Annotated in this window: 15 protein-coding genes; 10 read left to right on the plus strand and 5 right to left on the minus strand. The window is 63.3% G+C overall.

Annotation, left to right across the window (positions count from 1 at the left end; genetic code table 11):
* Positions 1–20: 20 nt before the first annotated feature.
* A complete protein-coding gene (locus tag CRO75_RS01190) occupies positions 21–431 on the minus strand; it encodes an acetyl-CoA sensor PanZ family protein (RefSeq protein ID WP_062823945.1) in 411 nt (136 codons plus the stop codon).
* Between the two features lie 326 nt (positions 432–757).
* On the opposite strand from CRO75_RS01190, the gene CRO75_RS01195 reads away from it, so the two are divergent.
* From CRO75_RS01195 to CRO75_RS01225, 7 genes are all read left to right on the plus strand, one after another.
* Entirely contained in the window at positions 758–2,419 is a 1,662-nt protein-coding gene (locus CRO75_RS01195; RefSeq protein ID WP_097134204.1) for an OFA family MFS transporter, read from the plus strand.
* 277 nt (positions 2,420–2,696) lie between these two features.
* Entirely contained in the window at positions 2,697–3,290 is a 594-nt protein-coding gene (hisB, locus tag CRO75_RS01200; protein ID WP_007921806.1) for an imidazoleglycerol-phosphate dehydratase HisB, read from the plus strand.
* Complete coding sequence (hisH, locus tag CRO75_RS01205; protein WP_097134205.1) at positions 3,290–3,928, plus strand: imidazole glycerol phosphate synthase subunit HisH; 639 nt, start codon at positions 3,290–3,292, stop codon at positions 3,926–3,928. Before hisB ends, hisH begins: the two co-directional genes overlap by 1 nt.
* Positions 3,929–4,189, plus strand: coding sequence for a DUF2164 domain-containing protein (locus tag CRO75_RS01210; protein WP_087089689.1), 261 nt, complete (start codon positions 3,929–3,931; stop codon positions 4,187–4,189).
* Positions 4,190–4,232: 43 nt separating this feature from the next.
* Positions 4,233–4,970, plus strand: coding sequence for a 1-(5-phosphoribosyl)-5-[(5-phosphoribosylamino)methylideneamino]imidazole-4-carboxamide isomerase (hisA, locus tag CRO75_RS01215; protein WP_009041758.1), 738 nt, complete (start codon positions 4,233–4,235; stop codon positions 4,968–4,970).
* 9 nt (positions 4,971–4,979) lie between these two features.
* A complete protein-coding gene (hisF, locus tag CRO75_RS01220) occupies positions 4,980–5,750 on the plus strand; it encodes an imidazole glycerol phosphate synthase subunit HisF (protein ID WP_007921812.1) in 771 nt (256 codons plus the stop codon).
* 63 nt (positions 5,751–5,813) lie between these two features.
* Complete coding sequence (locus CRO75_RS01225; protein WP_097134206.1) at positions 5,814–6,569, plus strand: ABC transporter substrate-binding protein; 756 nt, start codon at positions 5,814–5,816, stop codon at positions 6,567–6,569.
* Between the two features lie 152 nt (positions 6,570–6,721).
* Here the strand turns inward: CRO75_RS01225 and CRO75_RS01230 are convergent, their stop codons facing one another.
* From CRO75_RS01230 to gpmI, 4 genes are all read right to left on the minus strand, one after another.
* Positions 6,722–7,480, minus strand: coding sequence for a divergent polysaccharide deacetylase family protein (locus CRO75_RS01230; protein ID WP_097134207.1), 759 nt, complete (start codon positions 7,478–7,480; stop codon positions 6,722–6,724).
* A gap of 166 nt (positions 7,481–7,646) precedes the next feature.
* Positions 7,647–8,957, minus strand: a complete 1,311-nt coding sequence (locus CRO75_RS01235) for a S41 family peptidase (protein WP_097134208.1) — start codon at positions 8,955–8,957, stop codon at positions 7,647–7,649.
* A 31-nt stretch (positions 8,958–8,988) separates the two neighbouring features.
* Positions 8,989–10,275, minus strand: a complete 1,287-nt coding sequence (locus tag CRO75_RS01240) for a murein hydrolase activator EnvC (protein WP_053259311.1) — start codon at positions 10,273–10,275, stop codon at positions 8,989–8,991.
* Between the two features lie 136 nt (positions 10,276–10,411).
* The gene (gene gpmI / locus CRO75_RS01245; protein WP_097134209.1) at positions 10,412–11,941 is read right to left on the minus strand and encodes a 2,3-bisphosphoglycerate-independent phosphoglycerate mutase; all 1,530 of its coding nucleotides are present in this window, start codon (positions 11,939–11,941) and stop codon (positions 10,412–10,414) included.
* 151 nt (positions 11,942–12,092) lie between these two features.
* Here gpmI and CRO75_RS01250 point away from each other — a divergent pair, with 151 nt between their 5' ends.
* From CRO75_RS01250 to secB, 3 genes are read left to right on the plus strand one after another with little or no spacing between them, the layout of a single operon-like run.
* Positions 12,093–12,506 carry a rhodanese-like domain-containing protein gene (locus CRO75_RS01250; RefSeq protein WP_007930821.1) on the plus strand — a complete coding sequence of 138 codons (414 nt, stop codon included), beginning with the start codon at positions 12,093–12,095 and terminating at the stop codon, positions 12,504–12,506.
* Position 12,507: 1 nt separating this feature from the next.
* Positions 12,508–12,762, plus strand: a complete 255-nt coding sequence (gene grxC, locus CRO75_RS01255; RefSeq protein ID WP_009041764.1) for a glutaredoxin 3 — start codon at positions 12,508–12,510, stop codon at positions 12,760–12,762.
* Between the two features lie 56 nt (positions 12,763–12,818).
* Positions 12,819–13,301, plus strand: a complete 483-nt coding sequence (gene secB, locus CRO75_RS01260) for a protein-export chaperone SecB (protein ID WP_097134210.1) — start codon at positions 12,819–12,821, stop codon at positions 13,299–13,301.
* Positions 13,302–13,489 lie beyond the last annotated feature (188 nt).

A 13,489-nucleotide genomic window follows, 5' to 3' on the forward strand; every position in this document is an offset into this window, starting at 1 on the left:
GCCCCGGACCTGGCCACTGGTCACTGATCGCTTTGCAGCACATCCAGCGGTATCTGCAGCTTGGCCGCCAGGGCCTGGGCTTCGAGATGCCCGGCGGGGGCCAGCAGACGCAAGGTGGCGCCGTGCCGTGCAGCCATTGTCCGGGCTTCGCTCACCAGTCGCTCGGCCACGCCGCGACGCCGGGTGATCTTGCGCACACACATTTGGGACAGGTGCCAGACGCCTTGGTGCCGTTGCAGGCGGGCGGCGCCCAGCAGGCGGTCGTTGAAGCGCCCGGCGATCAGGCTGCCGTCGCCCAGGGCGGCCTCGATCAGTTCCATATCGTCACGCTGCGGCGCGAACAGCCAGGGCGGGGCGTCGCGGTAGATCTTCTGCAGGTCCTGCTGATCCTGATAGCTGATTTCTTTCAGCGACTCGACAACGATGGGCATGGGGAATCCTGTGCAGAGCGAAGGAATGGCTGGCCATTATCGACAGCAGCGCATGGGCTGGCGAGGGGGCAAGCGTCGTCGGCTGGGCCGCGCGCTTCTGTAGGAGCGCGCTATTGCCGTCTTCCGGTACAGATGACGCAGAAAAGGTGATGGCAGTTTGCTTTTTCTGTCACGAGCAAATGGTAATCTTTCGCCGTTCATCTGCCCTTCCGCGACCAAAAGTCGCACTCTATGGAGCTTCACTCGATAAAACGACCACGTCTGCGTGCAAAGGTCGTGAGTGAAGAGTGGCCGGCGAATAATTCCAATAATTGGGGGAAACACTCATGAGCACTAGCACCGAGGCGGGCGCGATTGCCGTCCAGCCGGCGTTCTTGTCCAAAGAACGCATCATCGCCAAGCCCGGTTTCAACCGTTGGCTGGTTCCACCGGCCGCTCTGGCCATCCACCTGTGCATCGGCATGGCCTACGGCTTCTCGGTGTTCTGGTTGCCGCTGTCCAAGGCCCTGGGCGTGACCGCTCCGGTGGCCTGCGCCCCGGACATGGGCTTTATCGCTCAGGTCTTTTCGTCCCAGTGCGACTGGCCGATCTCGATGCTCGGCTGGATCTACACCCTGTTCTTCATCTTCCTCGGCTGCTCCGCGGCGATCTGGGGCGGCTGGCTGGAACACGCCGGCCCGCGCAAGGCCGGTGTGGTATCGGCGCTGTGCTGGTGCGGCGGCCTGCTGATTTCGGCGCTGGGTATCTATACCCACCAGATCTGGCTGATGTGGCTCGGCTCCGGCGTGATCGGCGGTATCGGCCTGGGCCTGGGCTACATCTCGCCGGTGTCGACCCTGATCAAATGGTTCCCGGACAAGCGCGGCATGGCCACCGGCATGGCGATCATGGGCTTCGGCGGTGGCGCGATGGTCGGTGCGCCACTGGCGGCGGCACTGATGAGCCACTTCGCTTCGCCAACCGGCGTCGGCGTCTGGCAGAGCTTCCTGGTGATGGCGGCGATCTACTTCGTGTTCATGATCGGTGGCGCGCTGTCGTACCGCGTGCCGCCGACCGGCTGGAAGCCCGAGGGTTGGACCCCGCCGGCGAAAAAAGCCGCGAACGCGATGATCACCCACCGTCACGTGCATGTGAACGTGGCCTGGAAAACCCCGCAGTTCCGCCTGGTATGGCTGGTGCTGTGCCTGAACGTTTCCGCGGGTATCGGCATCCTCGGCATGGCTTCGCCGCTGTTGCAGGAAGTCTTCGCCGGCAAGCTGCTGGGCAATGAACTGGCCTTCGGTCAACTGGACGCCTCGCAACTGGCGTCGATCGCCGCGATCGCCGCCGGCTTCACCGGCCTGCTGAGCCTGTTCAATATCGGTGGTCGTTTCTTCTGGGCGTCGTTCTCCGACTACCTGGGACGCAAGAACACCTATTTCGTGTTCTTCGCCCTGGGTTTTGCCCTGTATGCGCTGATCCCGAACCTCGGGCACCTGGGCAACGTCGCGCTGTTCGTGGCGGCGTTCTGCATCATCCTGTCGATGTACGGCGGCGGTTTCGCCACGGTTCCGGCCTACCTGGCGGACCTGTTCGGCACCCAGATGGTGGGCGCGATCCACGGTCGCCTGCTGACCGCCTGGGCGGCGGCGGGCGTGCTTGGCCCGGTGCTGGTGAACTACCTGCGTGAGTATCAGCTGAGCATCGGCGTCGAGCGTGCCGCGGCCTACGACATCACCCTGTACATCCTCGCCGGCCTGCTGGTGCTGGGTTTCCTGTGCAACCTGCTGGTGCGTCCGGTGGCCGACAAGTACTTCATGAGCGACGCCGAGCTGGCCGCCGAACAGGCGCTGGGCCATGACAAGGGCGCGGACAGCACCACCGTGCTGGAGTGGAAGGCCTCGTCCGGCAGCGTGCCGCTGGCGGTTGCCGCCTGGCTGGTAGTGGGTATTCCGCTGGCGTGGGGCGTGTGGGTCACCCTGCAGAAGACCGCGGTGTTGTTCCACTAAGGCTTCGCTGGCAAGGATGTAGCCGCTGCCGAAGGCTGCGATAAGGTCCGCAGGACCTTCAGCGATTTCAGAATCGCCATGGCCGTTCTCCGAACGCGGCCCGGGCCGATCGCAGCCCGCGGCAGCGGCTACAGGTTGCATATTGCTTGTCATGACAGGTACAGCCCCGGCTTTATTGGGTTGCGCCCGTCAGGATCTTGTCCTGCGTGTTCCTGTTTAGCCGCCGTCCGGCCTATAATGTTCGCCTTTTTCGCCCAATGATTTTGCGGAGCTGGTGATGGCCGAACGTAAGGCGTCCGTCGAGCGCGACACTCTGGAAACCCAGATCAAAGCCTCGATCAACCTGGATGGCACCGGAAAGGCCCGATTCGATATCGGGGTTCCCTTCCTTGAGCACATGCTGGACCAGATCGCCCGTCACGGGCTGATCGACCTGGATATCGAAAGCAAAGGCGACTTGCATATCGACGACCACCACACCGTGGAGGATGTCGGTATTACCCTGGGCCAGGCCTTCACCAAAGCCATCGGCGACAAGAAGGGCATCCGTCGCTACGGTCATGCCTACGTGCCGCTCGATGAAGCGCTGTCGCGCGTGGTGATCGACTTCTCAGGCCGCCCTGGCCTGCAGATGCACGTGCCTTATACCCGCGCCACCGTGGGCGGCTTCGATGTCGACCTGTTCCAGGAATTCTTCCAGGGCTTCGTCAACCACGCCAACGTCACCCTGCACATCGACAACCTGCGTGGGCACAACACCCACCACCAGATCGAAACCGTGTTCAAGGCTTTCGGCCGCGCGCTGCGCATGGCCGTGGAGCTGGATGACCGCATGGCCGGGCAGATGCCTTCGACCAAGGGCGTTCTGTAATGCAGACGGTCGCGGTTATCGATTACGGCATGGGCAACCTGCACTCGGTGGCCAAGGCCCTCGAGCACGTTGGCGCCGGCAAGGTGCTGATCACCAGCGATGCCAGTGTGATTCGCGAAGCCGACCGGGTGGTATTCCCCGGCGTCGGCGCGATTCGCGACTGCATGGCGGAGATCCGTCGCCTGGGCTTCGACACGCTGGTGCGTGAAGTCAGCCAGGACCGTCCGTTCCTCGGCATCTGCGTGGGCATGCAAGCCTTGCTCGACCGCAGCGAAGAGAACGACGGCGTCGACTGCATCGGCCTGTTCCCCGGTCAGGTGAAGTTCTTCGGCAAGGGCCTGCATGAGGACGGCGAGCACCTGAAAGTCCCGCACATGGGCTGGAACGAAGTGAAACAGGCGGTGAGCCACCCGCTGTGGCACAACATCCCGGACCTGGCGCGCTTCTACTTCGTGCACAGCTACTACATCGCCGCCGGCAACGCGCGGCAGGTGGTCGGTAGCGGCCACTACGGCGTCGATTTCGCCGCGGCACTGGCCGAGGGCTCGCGCTTCGCCGTGCAGTTCCACCCGGAGAAAAGCCATACCCATGGCCTGCAATTGCTGCAGAACTTCGCGGCGTGGGACGGTCGCTGGTAAATGGCGGTCAAGAAGACCAAGGCGCCGATCCTGACCCTCACGCCCGAGCAGGAGAGTGAGGCCAATCACAAGATCCAGCGCTTCATGGCAGATCGTTTCGAGCTCGACCTGGGCTCGTTCGAGGCGGCCGAGATTCTTGAACTGTTTACCCGCGAAATTGCTCCGCACTATTACAACAGGGCGATTTTCGATGTGCAGGCCCAGCTCAAAGAGCGGTTCGAAAGCATCGAAAGCGACCTGTGGGCGCTCGAGAAAAACTGATTTCCGAGTGAAGCTGAACAATCGAATTTGAAGGTTTTGCCAGATGCTGATTATCCCCGCTATCGATCTTAAAGACGGTGCCTGTGTACGTCTGCGCCAGGGCCGCATGGAAGATTCCACGGTGTTCTCCGATGACCCGGTGAGCATGGCTGCCAAGTGGGTGGAGGGCGGCTGCCGCCGTCTGCATCTGGTCGACCTGAACGGCGCCTTCGAAGGCCAGCCGGTCAACGGCGAAGTGGTCACCGCCATCGCCAAGCGCTACCCGAACCTGCCAATCCAGATCGGTGGCGGCATCCGCTCGCTGGAAACCATCGAGCATTACGTCAAGGCCGGCGTGAGCTACGTGATCATCGGCACCAAGGCGGTGAAAGAGCCGGAGTTCGTTGCGCAAGCCTGCCGCGCCTTCCCGGGCAAAGTGATCGTCGGCCTGGACGCCAAGGACGGTTTCGTCGCCACCGACGGCTGGGCCGAGGTCAGCAGCGTACAGGTCATCGACCTGGCCAAGCGCTTCGAAGCCGATGGCGTGTCCGCCATCGTTTATACCGACATCGCCAAAGACGGCATGATGCAGGGCTGCAACGTACCCTTCACCGCGGCCCTGGCCGCTGCCACCAGGATCCCGGTGATCGCCTCCGGCGGTATCCACAACCTGGGCGACATCAAGGCCCTGCTGGATGCCAAGGCTCCGGGGATCATCGGCGCCATCACCGGCCGCGCGATCTACGAAGGCACCCTCGACGTCGCCGAGGCGCAAGCCTTCTGCGATTCGTACCAAGGCTGAGGACTCACCATGGCGCTGGCTAAACGCATCATCCCTTGCCTGGACGTGGACAACGGCCGGGTGGTCAAGGGCGTCAAGTTCGAGAACATCCGCGATGCCGGCGATCCGGTGGAAATCGCCCGTCGCTACGACGAGCAGGGCGCGGACGAGATTACCTTTCTCGACATCACCGCCAGCGTCGATGGCCGCGACACTACGCTGCACACCGTCGAGCGCATGGCCAGCCAGGTGTTCATCCCGCTGACCGTGGGCGGTGGCGTGCGCACCGTGCAGGACATCCGCAACCTGCTCAACGCCGGGGCGGACAAGGTCTCGATCAACACCGCGGCGGTGTTCAACCCCGAGTTCGTCGGCGAAGCGGCGCAGCATTTCGGCTCGCAGTGCATCGTCGTCGCCATCGATGCGAAGAAGGTGTCCGGGCCGGGCGAAACCCCGCGCTGGGAAATCTTCACCCACGGCGGGCGCAAGCCTACCGGGCTGGACGCGGTGGAGTGGGCGAAGAAGATGGAAGGCCTGGGTGCCGGCGAAATCCTGCTGACCAGCATGGACCAGGACGGCATGAAGAACGGCTTCGACCTGGGTGTGACCCGCGCCATCAGCGATGCGCTGGGCATTCCGGTGATCGCCTCGGGCGGGGTCGGCAACCTGCAGCACCTGGCTGACGGCATCCTCGAAGGCCACGCCAGCGCGGTGCTGGCGGCGAGTATCTTCCACTTCGGCGAGTACACGGTTCCGGAAGCCAAGGCTTATATGGCGCACCGCGGCATCGTCGTGCGGTAGCCACTGGACAGCATGGCGGGCTCGCGGCACTCTTGGGCACGCCATGGATTCCGGTAGCCCGTCATGTTCAAACGTCTTCTTCTTGTTCTTGCCAGCGCTTCGGTCCTCTTCGCCGCAGGCGCTCGCGCAGCGCAAACGCCAGGCACCTCCCTGGTGCTGCTGACGGAAAACTTCCCCCCCTACAACATGGCCAAGAACGGCAAGAACTTCGCCCAGGGCGAGAATATCAACGGCATCGCCGTGGATATCGTCCGCGAAATGTTCAAGCGTGCCGGGATCAATTACAGCCTGACCCTGCGTTTTCCCTGGGAGCGCATCTACAAGCTCGCCCTGGAGCAGCCGGGGTATGGCGTGTTTGTCATGGCGCGGCTGCCGGACCGGGAGCCGCTGTTCAAATGGGTCGGCCCCATCGGCCCGGATGACTGGATCATGCTGGCCCGGGGCGATAGCAAGATCGCCCTGCAATCCCTGGAGCAGGCACGCAAATACCGGATTGGCGCCTACAAGGGCGACGCCATTGCCGAGACCCTGGCCAAGCAAGGACTCAAGCCGCTGGTGGTGCTGAGGGACCAGGACAACGCCAGGAAGCTGGTCGGCGGCCAGATCGACCTATGGGCCACTGGCGATCCCGCCGGGCGCTATCTGGCCAGGCAGGAAGGCGTGACCGGGCTCAAGACCGTGCTGCGCTTCCACAGCGCCCAGCTGTACCTGGCGCTGAACAAAGATGTCCCGGACGAGACCGTCTCCCGGCTGCAGGCCGCGCTGGATCAACTGCGCGAGGAAGGCGTGGTGGAAGAGATCATGGGGCGCTATCTCTGATTGCTCCCCTGTAGCCGCTGCCGCAGGCTGCGATCGACGGCGCAGCCGTCGCCAACGATATGTCATGCCACCCAGGATTATGTGCTGGCCGCATTAGCGGCCGCTGCGCGCCCAATCGCAGCCTGCGGCAGCGGCTACAGGGCATGTTGGTGTCAGCGGTAAACCCCATCCTTGCCGTGCCCGGCCATCGCCTTGTTGCTGCGCACGCTAATCATCAACTTGATATCGATCCAGTCGATGCCCTGGGCCTTGAGCCTGGGCAGTTCGCGTTCGAGCACCGCCAGGGTCTGCGGGTAGGGATGGCCGATCACCACCGCCGAACCCTGCTTGCGCGCCAGGTTGATCGCGGTCTGCAGCTGGGTGCCAATCGCCGCTTCGGTGCGTTCGTCGTCGAGAAATACATCGCGGGACACGCTGGCCAGGCCGATCTTCTGCGCCTCGGCGGCGGCCACGGTCTTGGCGCTGGTGCGGCTGTCGACAAAGAACTTGTGGCGGCGCTGCAATTCGCCCATCAGCCAGGCCATGGCCTGGGGCTGGGAGGTCATGCGGCTGCCCATGTGGTTGTTGATGCCGCTGGTGTAGGGCACAGCCTTGAAGGCGGCGTTGAGGCGCTTTTCCAGCTCTTCGATAGGCAGCTCGGGGTGCCAGGCGAAGGGCCCGGTGGCCGGGTCCATGGGCATGTGCAGGATGACGATCTTGCCGGCGCGATGGGCTTCGCGGGCGAACTCGGCGGCGTGGGGCGTGTCGGGCATGATCGCCGTGGTCACCGGGCCGGGCAGGGCGAGTACGCGGCGATCGCGGGGCAGGTTCTGCCCGAGGTCGTCGATGATCAGGCTCAGGTAGGCCTTGCGCGGGGCGGGCTCGGCGGCCTGGGTCGAGGTGAAGGCGAGGAGGCACAGAAGCCCGATCATGAGCCTCCACGGCAACCTTGAGTGGGGTTGGCGTTGGTTGATCATGGGGATTTGAAGCATAAGGTTCGGGTAAGGCCTTGGCGGGGTGTGGCGGTCATGATGAGACTATCGCGAGCAAGCTTCGCTCCTGCAGAGGAGGCGGCGGGCTTGCTCGCGATGGCTTCCATCACTTGCTGCGAGTGATGCTCAGGCCCTTGAGCAGGCTGAGGGCCTGGGCCAGCTGGTAGTCGTCGTCCTGCGGCATCGGCTTGGGCTTGCTGCCGGAAGCGGTCGGCTTGTCGGCGCCACCGTTGCCATTGCCCAGGTGACCTTGCAGGTCGGCTTCCTTGAAGTACTCGTTGTCCTGCGCTTCGTTGGTGATCTTGGCGCGGCGCACCTCGATGTCCGGCACGATGCCCTGGGCCTGGATCGAACGGCCGTTCGGCGTGAAGTACAGCGCGGTGGTGATCTTCAGCGCGCGGTCGTTGTTCAGCGGCAGCACGGTTTGCACCGAGCCCTTGCCGAAGCTGGTGGTGCCCATCAGCACCGCGCGTTTCTGGTCCTGCAGGGCGCCGGCGACGATCTCCGAAGCCGAGGCGCTGCCACCGTTGATCAGCACCACCATCGGCACCGCTTCGCTTTCGTCCTTGCCGGTGGCGGAGAAGCGCAGCTCGGAGTTGGCGATGCGGCCCTTGGTGTAGACGATCAGGCCCTTGGTGATGAAGTGGTCGACCACTTCCACCGCCGATTGCAGCACGCCGCCCGGGTTGTTGCGCAAATCGAGGATGATGCCGTTGAGCTTCTTGCCGTTGTCCTTGCGCAGCTTGGCCAGGGCCTTGGAGACTTCCTCGCCGGTCTTGACCTGGAACTGGGTGATGCGGATATAGCCGTAGCCCGACTCCAGCAGCTGGCTCTTCACGCTCTTCACCTGGATGGTGGCGCGGGCCAGGGTCACGTCGAACGGCGCACCGCCGTCGCGTACCAGGGTCAGGGTGATCTTCTGGCCGATCTTGCCGCGCATCTTGTCCACGGCTTCGGTCATGCTCTGGCCGCGGGTCGGCTGGCCGTTGATCTTGACGATCAGGTCGCCAGCCTGGATGCCGGCCTTGGACGCCGGGGTGTCGTCGATCGGCGACACCACCTTGATGATGCCGTCCTCGGCGCCGACTTCGATGCCCAGGCCACCGAACTCGCCGCTGGTGCTTTCCTGCAGCTCGGCGAAGTCTTCAGGGCCGAGGTAGGCCGAGTGCGGGTCGAGGTTGCTGAGCATGCCCTTGATGGCGTTTTCCAGCAGGGTCTTGTCATCGACAGGTTCGACATAGGCGGCCTTGATCCGGTCCATGACCTCGGCGAAGGTGCGCAGCTCTTCGAGCGGCAATGGCGCCTTGGTGGTCGTGGCGGCTGCCGACTGAGCGGTTTCGGCGGCGAACGCCAGGGGCGCACCGATCACCAGAGCGATCGTCAGGGCCAACGAGGTGAGGCGGGACAAATGCAGCATGTCGAACGAACTCCTGAATGAGATGGCGCGCTTATCCTTGCGCGCGGCACCATTGTGCCGGGTCGCTTGGGCGACCCTGCTGGCGAATAGCGAAGTACAGTGCCGGCGCGCCCTGTCCACCACTGCTACCGACAGTGGAGATGGACTCGCCGGCCTTGACGATATCGCCCGCTTCTTTAAGCAGCGTCTGGTTGTGTCCGTAGAGGCTCAAGTAGCCGTTGCCATGGTCGAGGATCACCAGCAGGCCGGCGCCGCGCAACCAGTCGGCGAACACTACACGGCCGCCATGGACGGCATGCACCTGGCTGCCGGCCGAGGCGCTGATCATCACCCCGTCCCACTTGGTCCGGGCATCGTCGCCGCGGCTTTCGCCGAAGCGCGCTAGCAGTCGACCATCAACCGGCCATGGAAGTTTTCCCCGGGATGAAGCAAAAGGGCCTCCATAGGAGGCGCCTGCGCTGGAAACCAAGGGGCCGGGTGTCGCTCGGGGCGGCTTGCTCGGGCTCTCGTCGGCACTGGCCTGGGCCTCACGCAAACGCTTTTTTTCGGCTTCCTGCTGGGCGATCAGCGCTTTCTGTCGCGCTTCCTCTGCCTCACGGGCCTGGCGGGCCAGGGTTTCCTCGATGGTTTTCAGGACCTTGCCCAGATCGGCCTGGTCCTGTTCGCGGGCCTTGAGCTTGTCGCCACGGGCCTTCACGTCGTCATTGAGTTTGGCCAGGGCCACCTGGCGTTCCTTGCGGACCTTGTCGAGCTCTTCACGCTGGGTGTCGAGGCTGCTTTTCTGCACCAGCAGCTGGGCTTGTTGCAGGGAGATTTCCTTTTCGACATTGGCCAGCTGGCGCAGGGTCTCGTTGAAATTCTTCAGCTGCTCCAGGCGGGCCTGGCTCAGGTAGTCGTAATAAGTCAGGGTGCGGGCGAATTTTTCCGGGTTCTGCTGGTTGAGCAGCAGCTTGAGGTACTCCTGGCGGCCGTTCTGGTAGGCCGCGCGGGCCTGGATGGCGATCAGTCGTTGCTGTTCAATGCGCGCGCTCTGGAGTTTTTTTTTCTCCTCATCGAGTCGCTGCAGCTCGGATTCGCTTTTCTTCAGTTCTTTTTGCAGGGCATCGACCTGCTTTTCCAGCTTGCCCATCTCGGTTTCGGTGCCGCGCAGGTCTTTCTGCACGCCGGATTTTTCTTCCTGCAGCTTGCCCAGCAGCTTTTTCAGCTCGGCAATATCCTGACGCGTGGCGTCCAACTGCTGTTGGGTTTGCGCGCGCTCGTCGGCGAAGGCCGGTTGGAGCAGGCAGATCAGAGCAAGGGTAATCAGGGCGCGAAGCATAGAGGCGGGCGACACCAGGGAAAGGGACGGCCTAGTATGCCCGCCCCTCGCTGCAAAAAAAACGCCTCAAAGCCAACTGCTTTGAGGCGTTCGTCATAAAAAGCCGTTTGCGGCCCATTATTTGGTCTTTTTGATATCAGACCAGTATCGAAGTGCCAGTCATTTCCGCGGGCTGCGGCAGGCCCAGCAGTTTCAGCATGGTCGGCGCCACGTCGGCCAGGACTCCGCCTTCACGGACTTTCAGGTCGCGCTTGCCTACATAGATGAACGGCACCGGCTCGCTGGTGTGGGCGGTGTGGGCCTGGCCGGTGGAGGCGTCGGACATCTGCTCGACGTTGCCGTGGTCGGCGGTGATCAGGGCTTCGCCGCCGACCTTTTCCAGGGCATCGACGATGCGGCCGACGCACAGGTCCAGGCACTCGACGGCCTTGACCGCGGCGTCGAACACGCCGCTGTGGCCGACCATGTCGCCGTTGGCGTAGTTGACCACGATCACGTCGTAGCGCTGGTTTTCGATGGCGTCGACGATCCGGTCGGTGACTTCCGGTGCGCTCATCTCCGGCTGCAGGTCGTAGGTGGCGACTTTCGGCGACGGGATCAGGATGCGTTCTTCGCCCGGGAACGGCTCTTCGCGGCCGCCGGAGAAGAAGAAGGTCACGTGGGCGTATTTTTCGGTTTCGGCGATGCGCAGCTGGGTCTTGCCGTTTTTCGCCAGGTAATCGCCCAGCACGTTTTCCAGGCTGCCCGGGGCAAAGGCCGAAGGGGCCGGAATGCTTGCCGCGTATTGGGTCAGCATGACGAAACCGGCCAGTTTCGGCTGGCGGGCGCGCTCGAATTCCTTGAAACCGTCCTCGACGAACACCCGGCTCAGCTCGCGGGCGCGGTCGGCACGGAAGTTCATGAACACCACGGCGTCGCCGTCCTCGACTTTCACCGGCTCGCCGAGGGTGGTGGCCTTGACGAATTCGTCGCTCTCGCCACGCTCGTAGGCGGCCTGCAGGCCTTCCTGGGCGGTGGCGGCGTTGAATTCGCCCTTGCCGTCGACGATCAGGTTGTAAGCCTGGGCCACGCGGTCCCAGCGGTTGTCGCGGTCCATGGCGAAGTAACGGCCGATCAGGCTGGCGATGCGGCCCTTGCCCAGGGTCTTGAAGGTTTCATCCAGCAGTTCGATCGACGAGGTGGCGCTTTTCGGCGGGGTGTCGCGGCCGTCGAGGAAGGCGTGCAGGTAGATCTTCTCGGCGCCACGTTTGAAGGCCAGTTCGGCCATCGCCACCAGATGGTCCTGGTGGCTGTGCACGCCGCCATCGGACAGCAGGCCGAGGATGTGCACGGCCTTGCCGGCGGCCACGGCTTTATCCACGGTGGCGCAAATGGTCGGATTCTCGAAGAATTCGCCATCGCGGATGGCCTTGGTGACACGGGTGAAATCCTGGTACACCACGCGGCCGGCGCCGAGGTTCATGTGACCGACTTCGGAGTTGCCCATCTGGCCGTCCGGCAGGCCGACATCCATGCCCGAACCCGAGATCAGGCCGTTCGGCACGCTGGCGCACAGGCGGTCGAGGACCGGCTTCTTGGCTGCATAGATAGCGTTGGATTCGTGGCTCTCGCTGTGACCGAAGCCATCCAGAATCATCAGGACCAAAGGTTTAGGCGTGGTAGTCATAGATTCCACTCGTGGCTGGATTGGGAGAATGTTGAAAAAAGGGAGTGGCAGTTTAAAGCGAAGTTCCGGTGGCGTCACCGCCGGGCGGGGTTTGGCCGACCCGGAGGGCTGTGTATACTGGCCGACATTTTAACGCCCTGGAACCTCCTTGATGGTTGCTCACCTGATTCAATTCGCCACTGAACACTACTTGCTCGTCGGCGCCTTCGTCATCTTGCTGGCTCTGTTGATCGCTCACGAGCTGAGCCGCGGCGGCCGCAGCCTCAGCACCCGTGAACTGACCGCGCTGGTGAACAGCGAGCAGGGCGTGGTGATCGATATTCGTCCGACCAAGGACTTCGCCGCGGGCCATATCGTCGGCGCGTTGAACATCCCTCAAGACAAACTGGCCGCCCGTGTGGGCGAGCTGGAAAAGCACAAGGCCAAGACCATCATTTTGGTCGACGCCCTGGGTCAGCACGCCGGCACCCACGCTCGCGAGCTGATGAAGTCCGGCTTCACCGCCGCCAAGCTGTCCGGCGGCGTTGGCAGCTGGAAAGCCGACAACCTGCCGCTGGTGAAGTGATATGGCTACTGTCGTCGTCTATTCCAGCGATTACTGCCCCTACTGCTCGCGGGCCAAGTACCTGCTCGAGAACAAAGGCGTAGCCTTCGAAGAGATCAAGGTCGACGGCAAGCCGCAGGTTCGCGCCGAAATGGCCCAGAAGGCCGGGCGCACGTCCGTGCCGCAGATCTGGATCGGCAGCACCCATGTGGGCGGTTGTGACGATCTGTTCGCCCTGGAGCGCGCCGGCAAGCTCGACGCGCTGCTCGCGGCCTGACTGACCACCCAAGTTCAGCAAACCCTACATGACCCCGAGATCAAGAAGGATCTGAGATGACTGACCAACAGAACACCGCTGCGACCGAAGACGAATCCGCACCGCAATTCTCGCTGCAGCGTATCTATGTGCGTGACCTGTCTTTCGAAGCTCCGAAAAGCCCGGCGATCTTCCGCCAGCAGTGGGAGCCGAGCGTCGGCCTGGACCTGAACACCCGTCAGAAGGCGCTGGAAGAGGGTTTCCACGAAGTCGTGCTGACCCTGTCGGTCACCGTGAAGAACGGCGACGAAGTGGCGTTCATCGCCGAAGTGCAACAGGCCGGTATCTTCCTGATCAAGAATCTGGACGACGCTTCGATGAGCCACACCCTGGGCGCGTTCTGCCCGAACATCCTGTTCCCGTACGCTCGCGAAGCGCTGGACAGCCTGGTGACCCGCGGTTCGTTCCCGGCCCTGATGCTGGCTCCGGTGAACTTCGACGCGCTGTACGCGCAAGAGCTGCAACGCCTGCAGACGGCCGGTGAAGGCACCGTTCAATAAGCTGCCGGGTTCCATGAAAAAAGCGCCGTTTCAGGCGCTTTTTTCATGTTCGGGCCCAAGGTTTCGAGGTTGACGCCGATAGCCGGCGCCAAACCTGTAGCCGCTGCCGAAGGCTGCGATCGCCTCCGAAGGGGGGCGCCAGGTCTTGAGCACGCTGAAGGCCTTCAGCCTTATCGCAGCCTGCGGCG

Source organism: Pseudomonas sp. LAMO17WK12:I10, from assembly GCF_900215185.1.
GTDB classification, from domain to species: domain Bacteria; phylum Pseudomonadota; class Gammaproteobacteria; order Pseudomonadales; family Pseudomonadaceae; genus Aquipseudomonas; species Aquipseudomonas chlororaphis.

Coding starts and splice junctions, on each gene's coding strand:
- CRO75_RS01190 (WP_062823945.1), bottom strand. CDS start 431: ATGCCCATCGTTGTCGAGTCGCTGAAAGAAATCAGCTATCAGGATCAG.
- CRO75_RS01195 (WP_097134204.1), top strand. CDS start 758: ATGAGCACTAGCACCGAGGCGGGCGCGATTGCCGTCCAGCCGGCGTTC.
- hisB (WP_007921806.1), top strand. CDS start 2,697: ATGGCCGAACGTAAGGCGTCCGTCGAGCGCGACACTCTGGAAACCCAG.
- hisH (WP_097134205.1), top strand. CDS start 3,290: ATGCAGACGGTCGCGGTTATCGATTACGGCATGGGCAACCTGCACTCG.
- CRO75_RS01210 (WP_087089689.1), top strand. CDS start 3,929: ATGGCGGTCAAGAAGACCAAGGCGCCGATCCTGACCCTCACGCCCGAG.
- hisA (WP_009041758.1), top strand. CDS start 4,233: ATGCTGATTATCCCCGCTATCGATCTTAAAGACGGTGCCTGTGTACGT.
- hisF (WP_007921812.1), top strand. CDS start 4,980: ATGGCGCTGGCTAAACGCATCATCCCTTGCCTGGACGTGGACAACGGC.
- CRO75_RS01225 (WP_097134206.1), top strand. CDS start 5,814: ATGTTCAAACGTCTTCTTCTTGTTCTTGCCAGCGCTTCGGTCCTCTTC.
- CRO75_RS01230 (WP_097134207.1), bottom strand. CDS start 7,480: ATGATCGGGCTTCTGTGCCTCCTCGCCTTCACCTCGACCCAGGCCGCC.
- CRO75_RS01235 (WP_097134208.1), bottom strand. CDS start 8,957: ATGCTGCATTTGTCCCGCCTCACCTCGTTGGCCCTGACGATCGCTCTG.
- CRO75_RS01240 (WP_053259311.1), bottom strand. CDS start 10,275: ATGCTTCGCGCCCTGATTACCCTTGCTCTGATCTGCCTGCTCCAACCG.
- gpmI (WP_097134209.1), bottom strand. CDS start 11,941: ATGACTACCACGCCTAAACCTTTGGTCCTGATGATTCTGGATGGCTTC.
- CRO75_RS01250 (WP_007930821.1), top strand. CDS start 12,093: ATGGTTGCTCACCTGATTCAATTCGCCACTGAACACTACTTGCTCGTC.
- grxC (WP_009041764.1), top strand. CDS start 12,508: ATGGCTACTGTCGTCGTCTATTCCAGCGATTACTGCCCCTACTGCTCG.
- secB (WP_097134210.1), top strand. CDS start 12,819: ATGACTGACCAACAGAACACCGCTGCGACCGAAGACGAATCCGCACCG.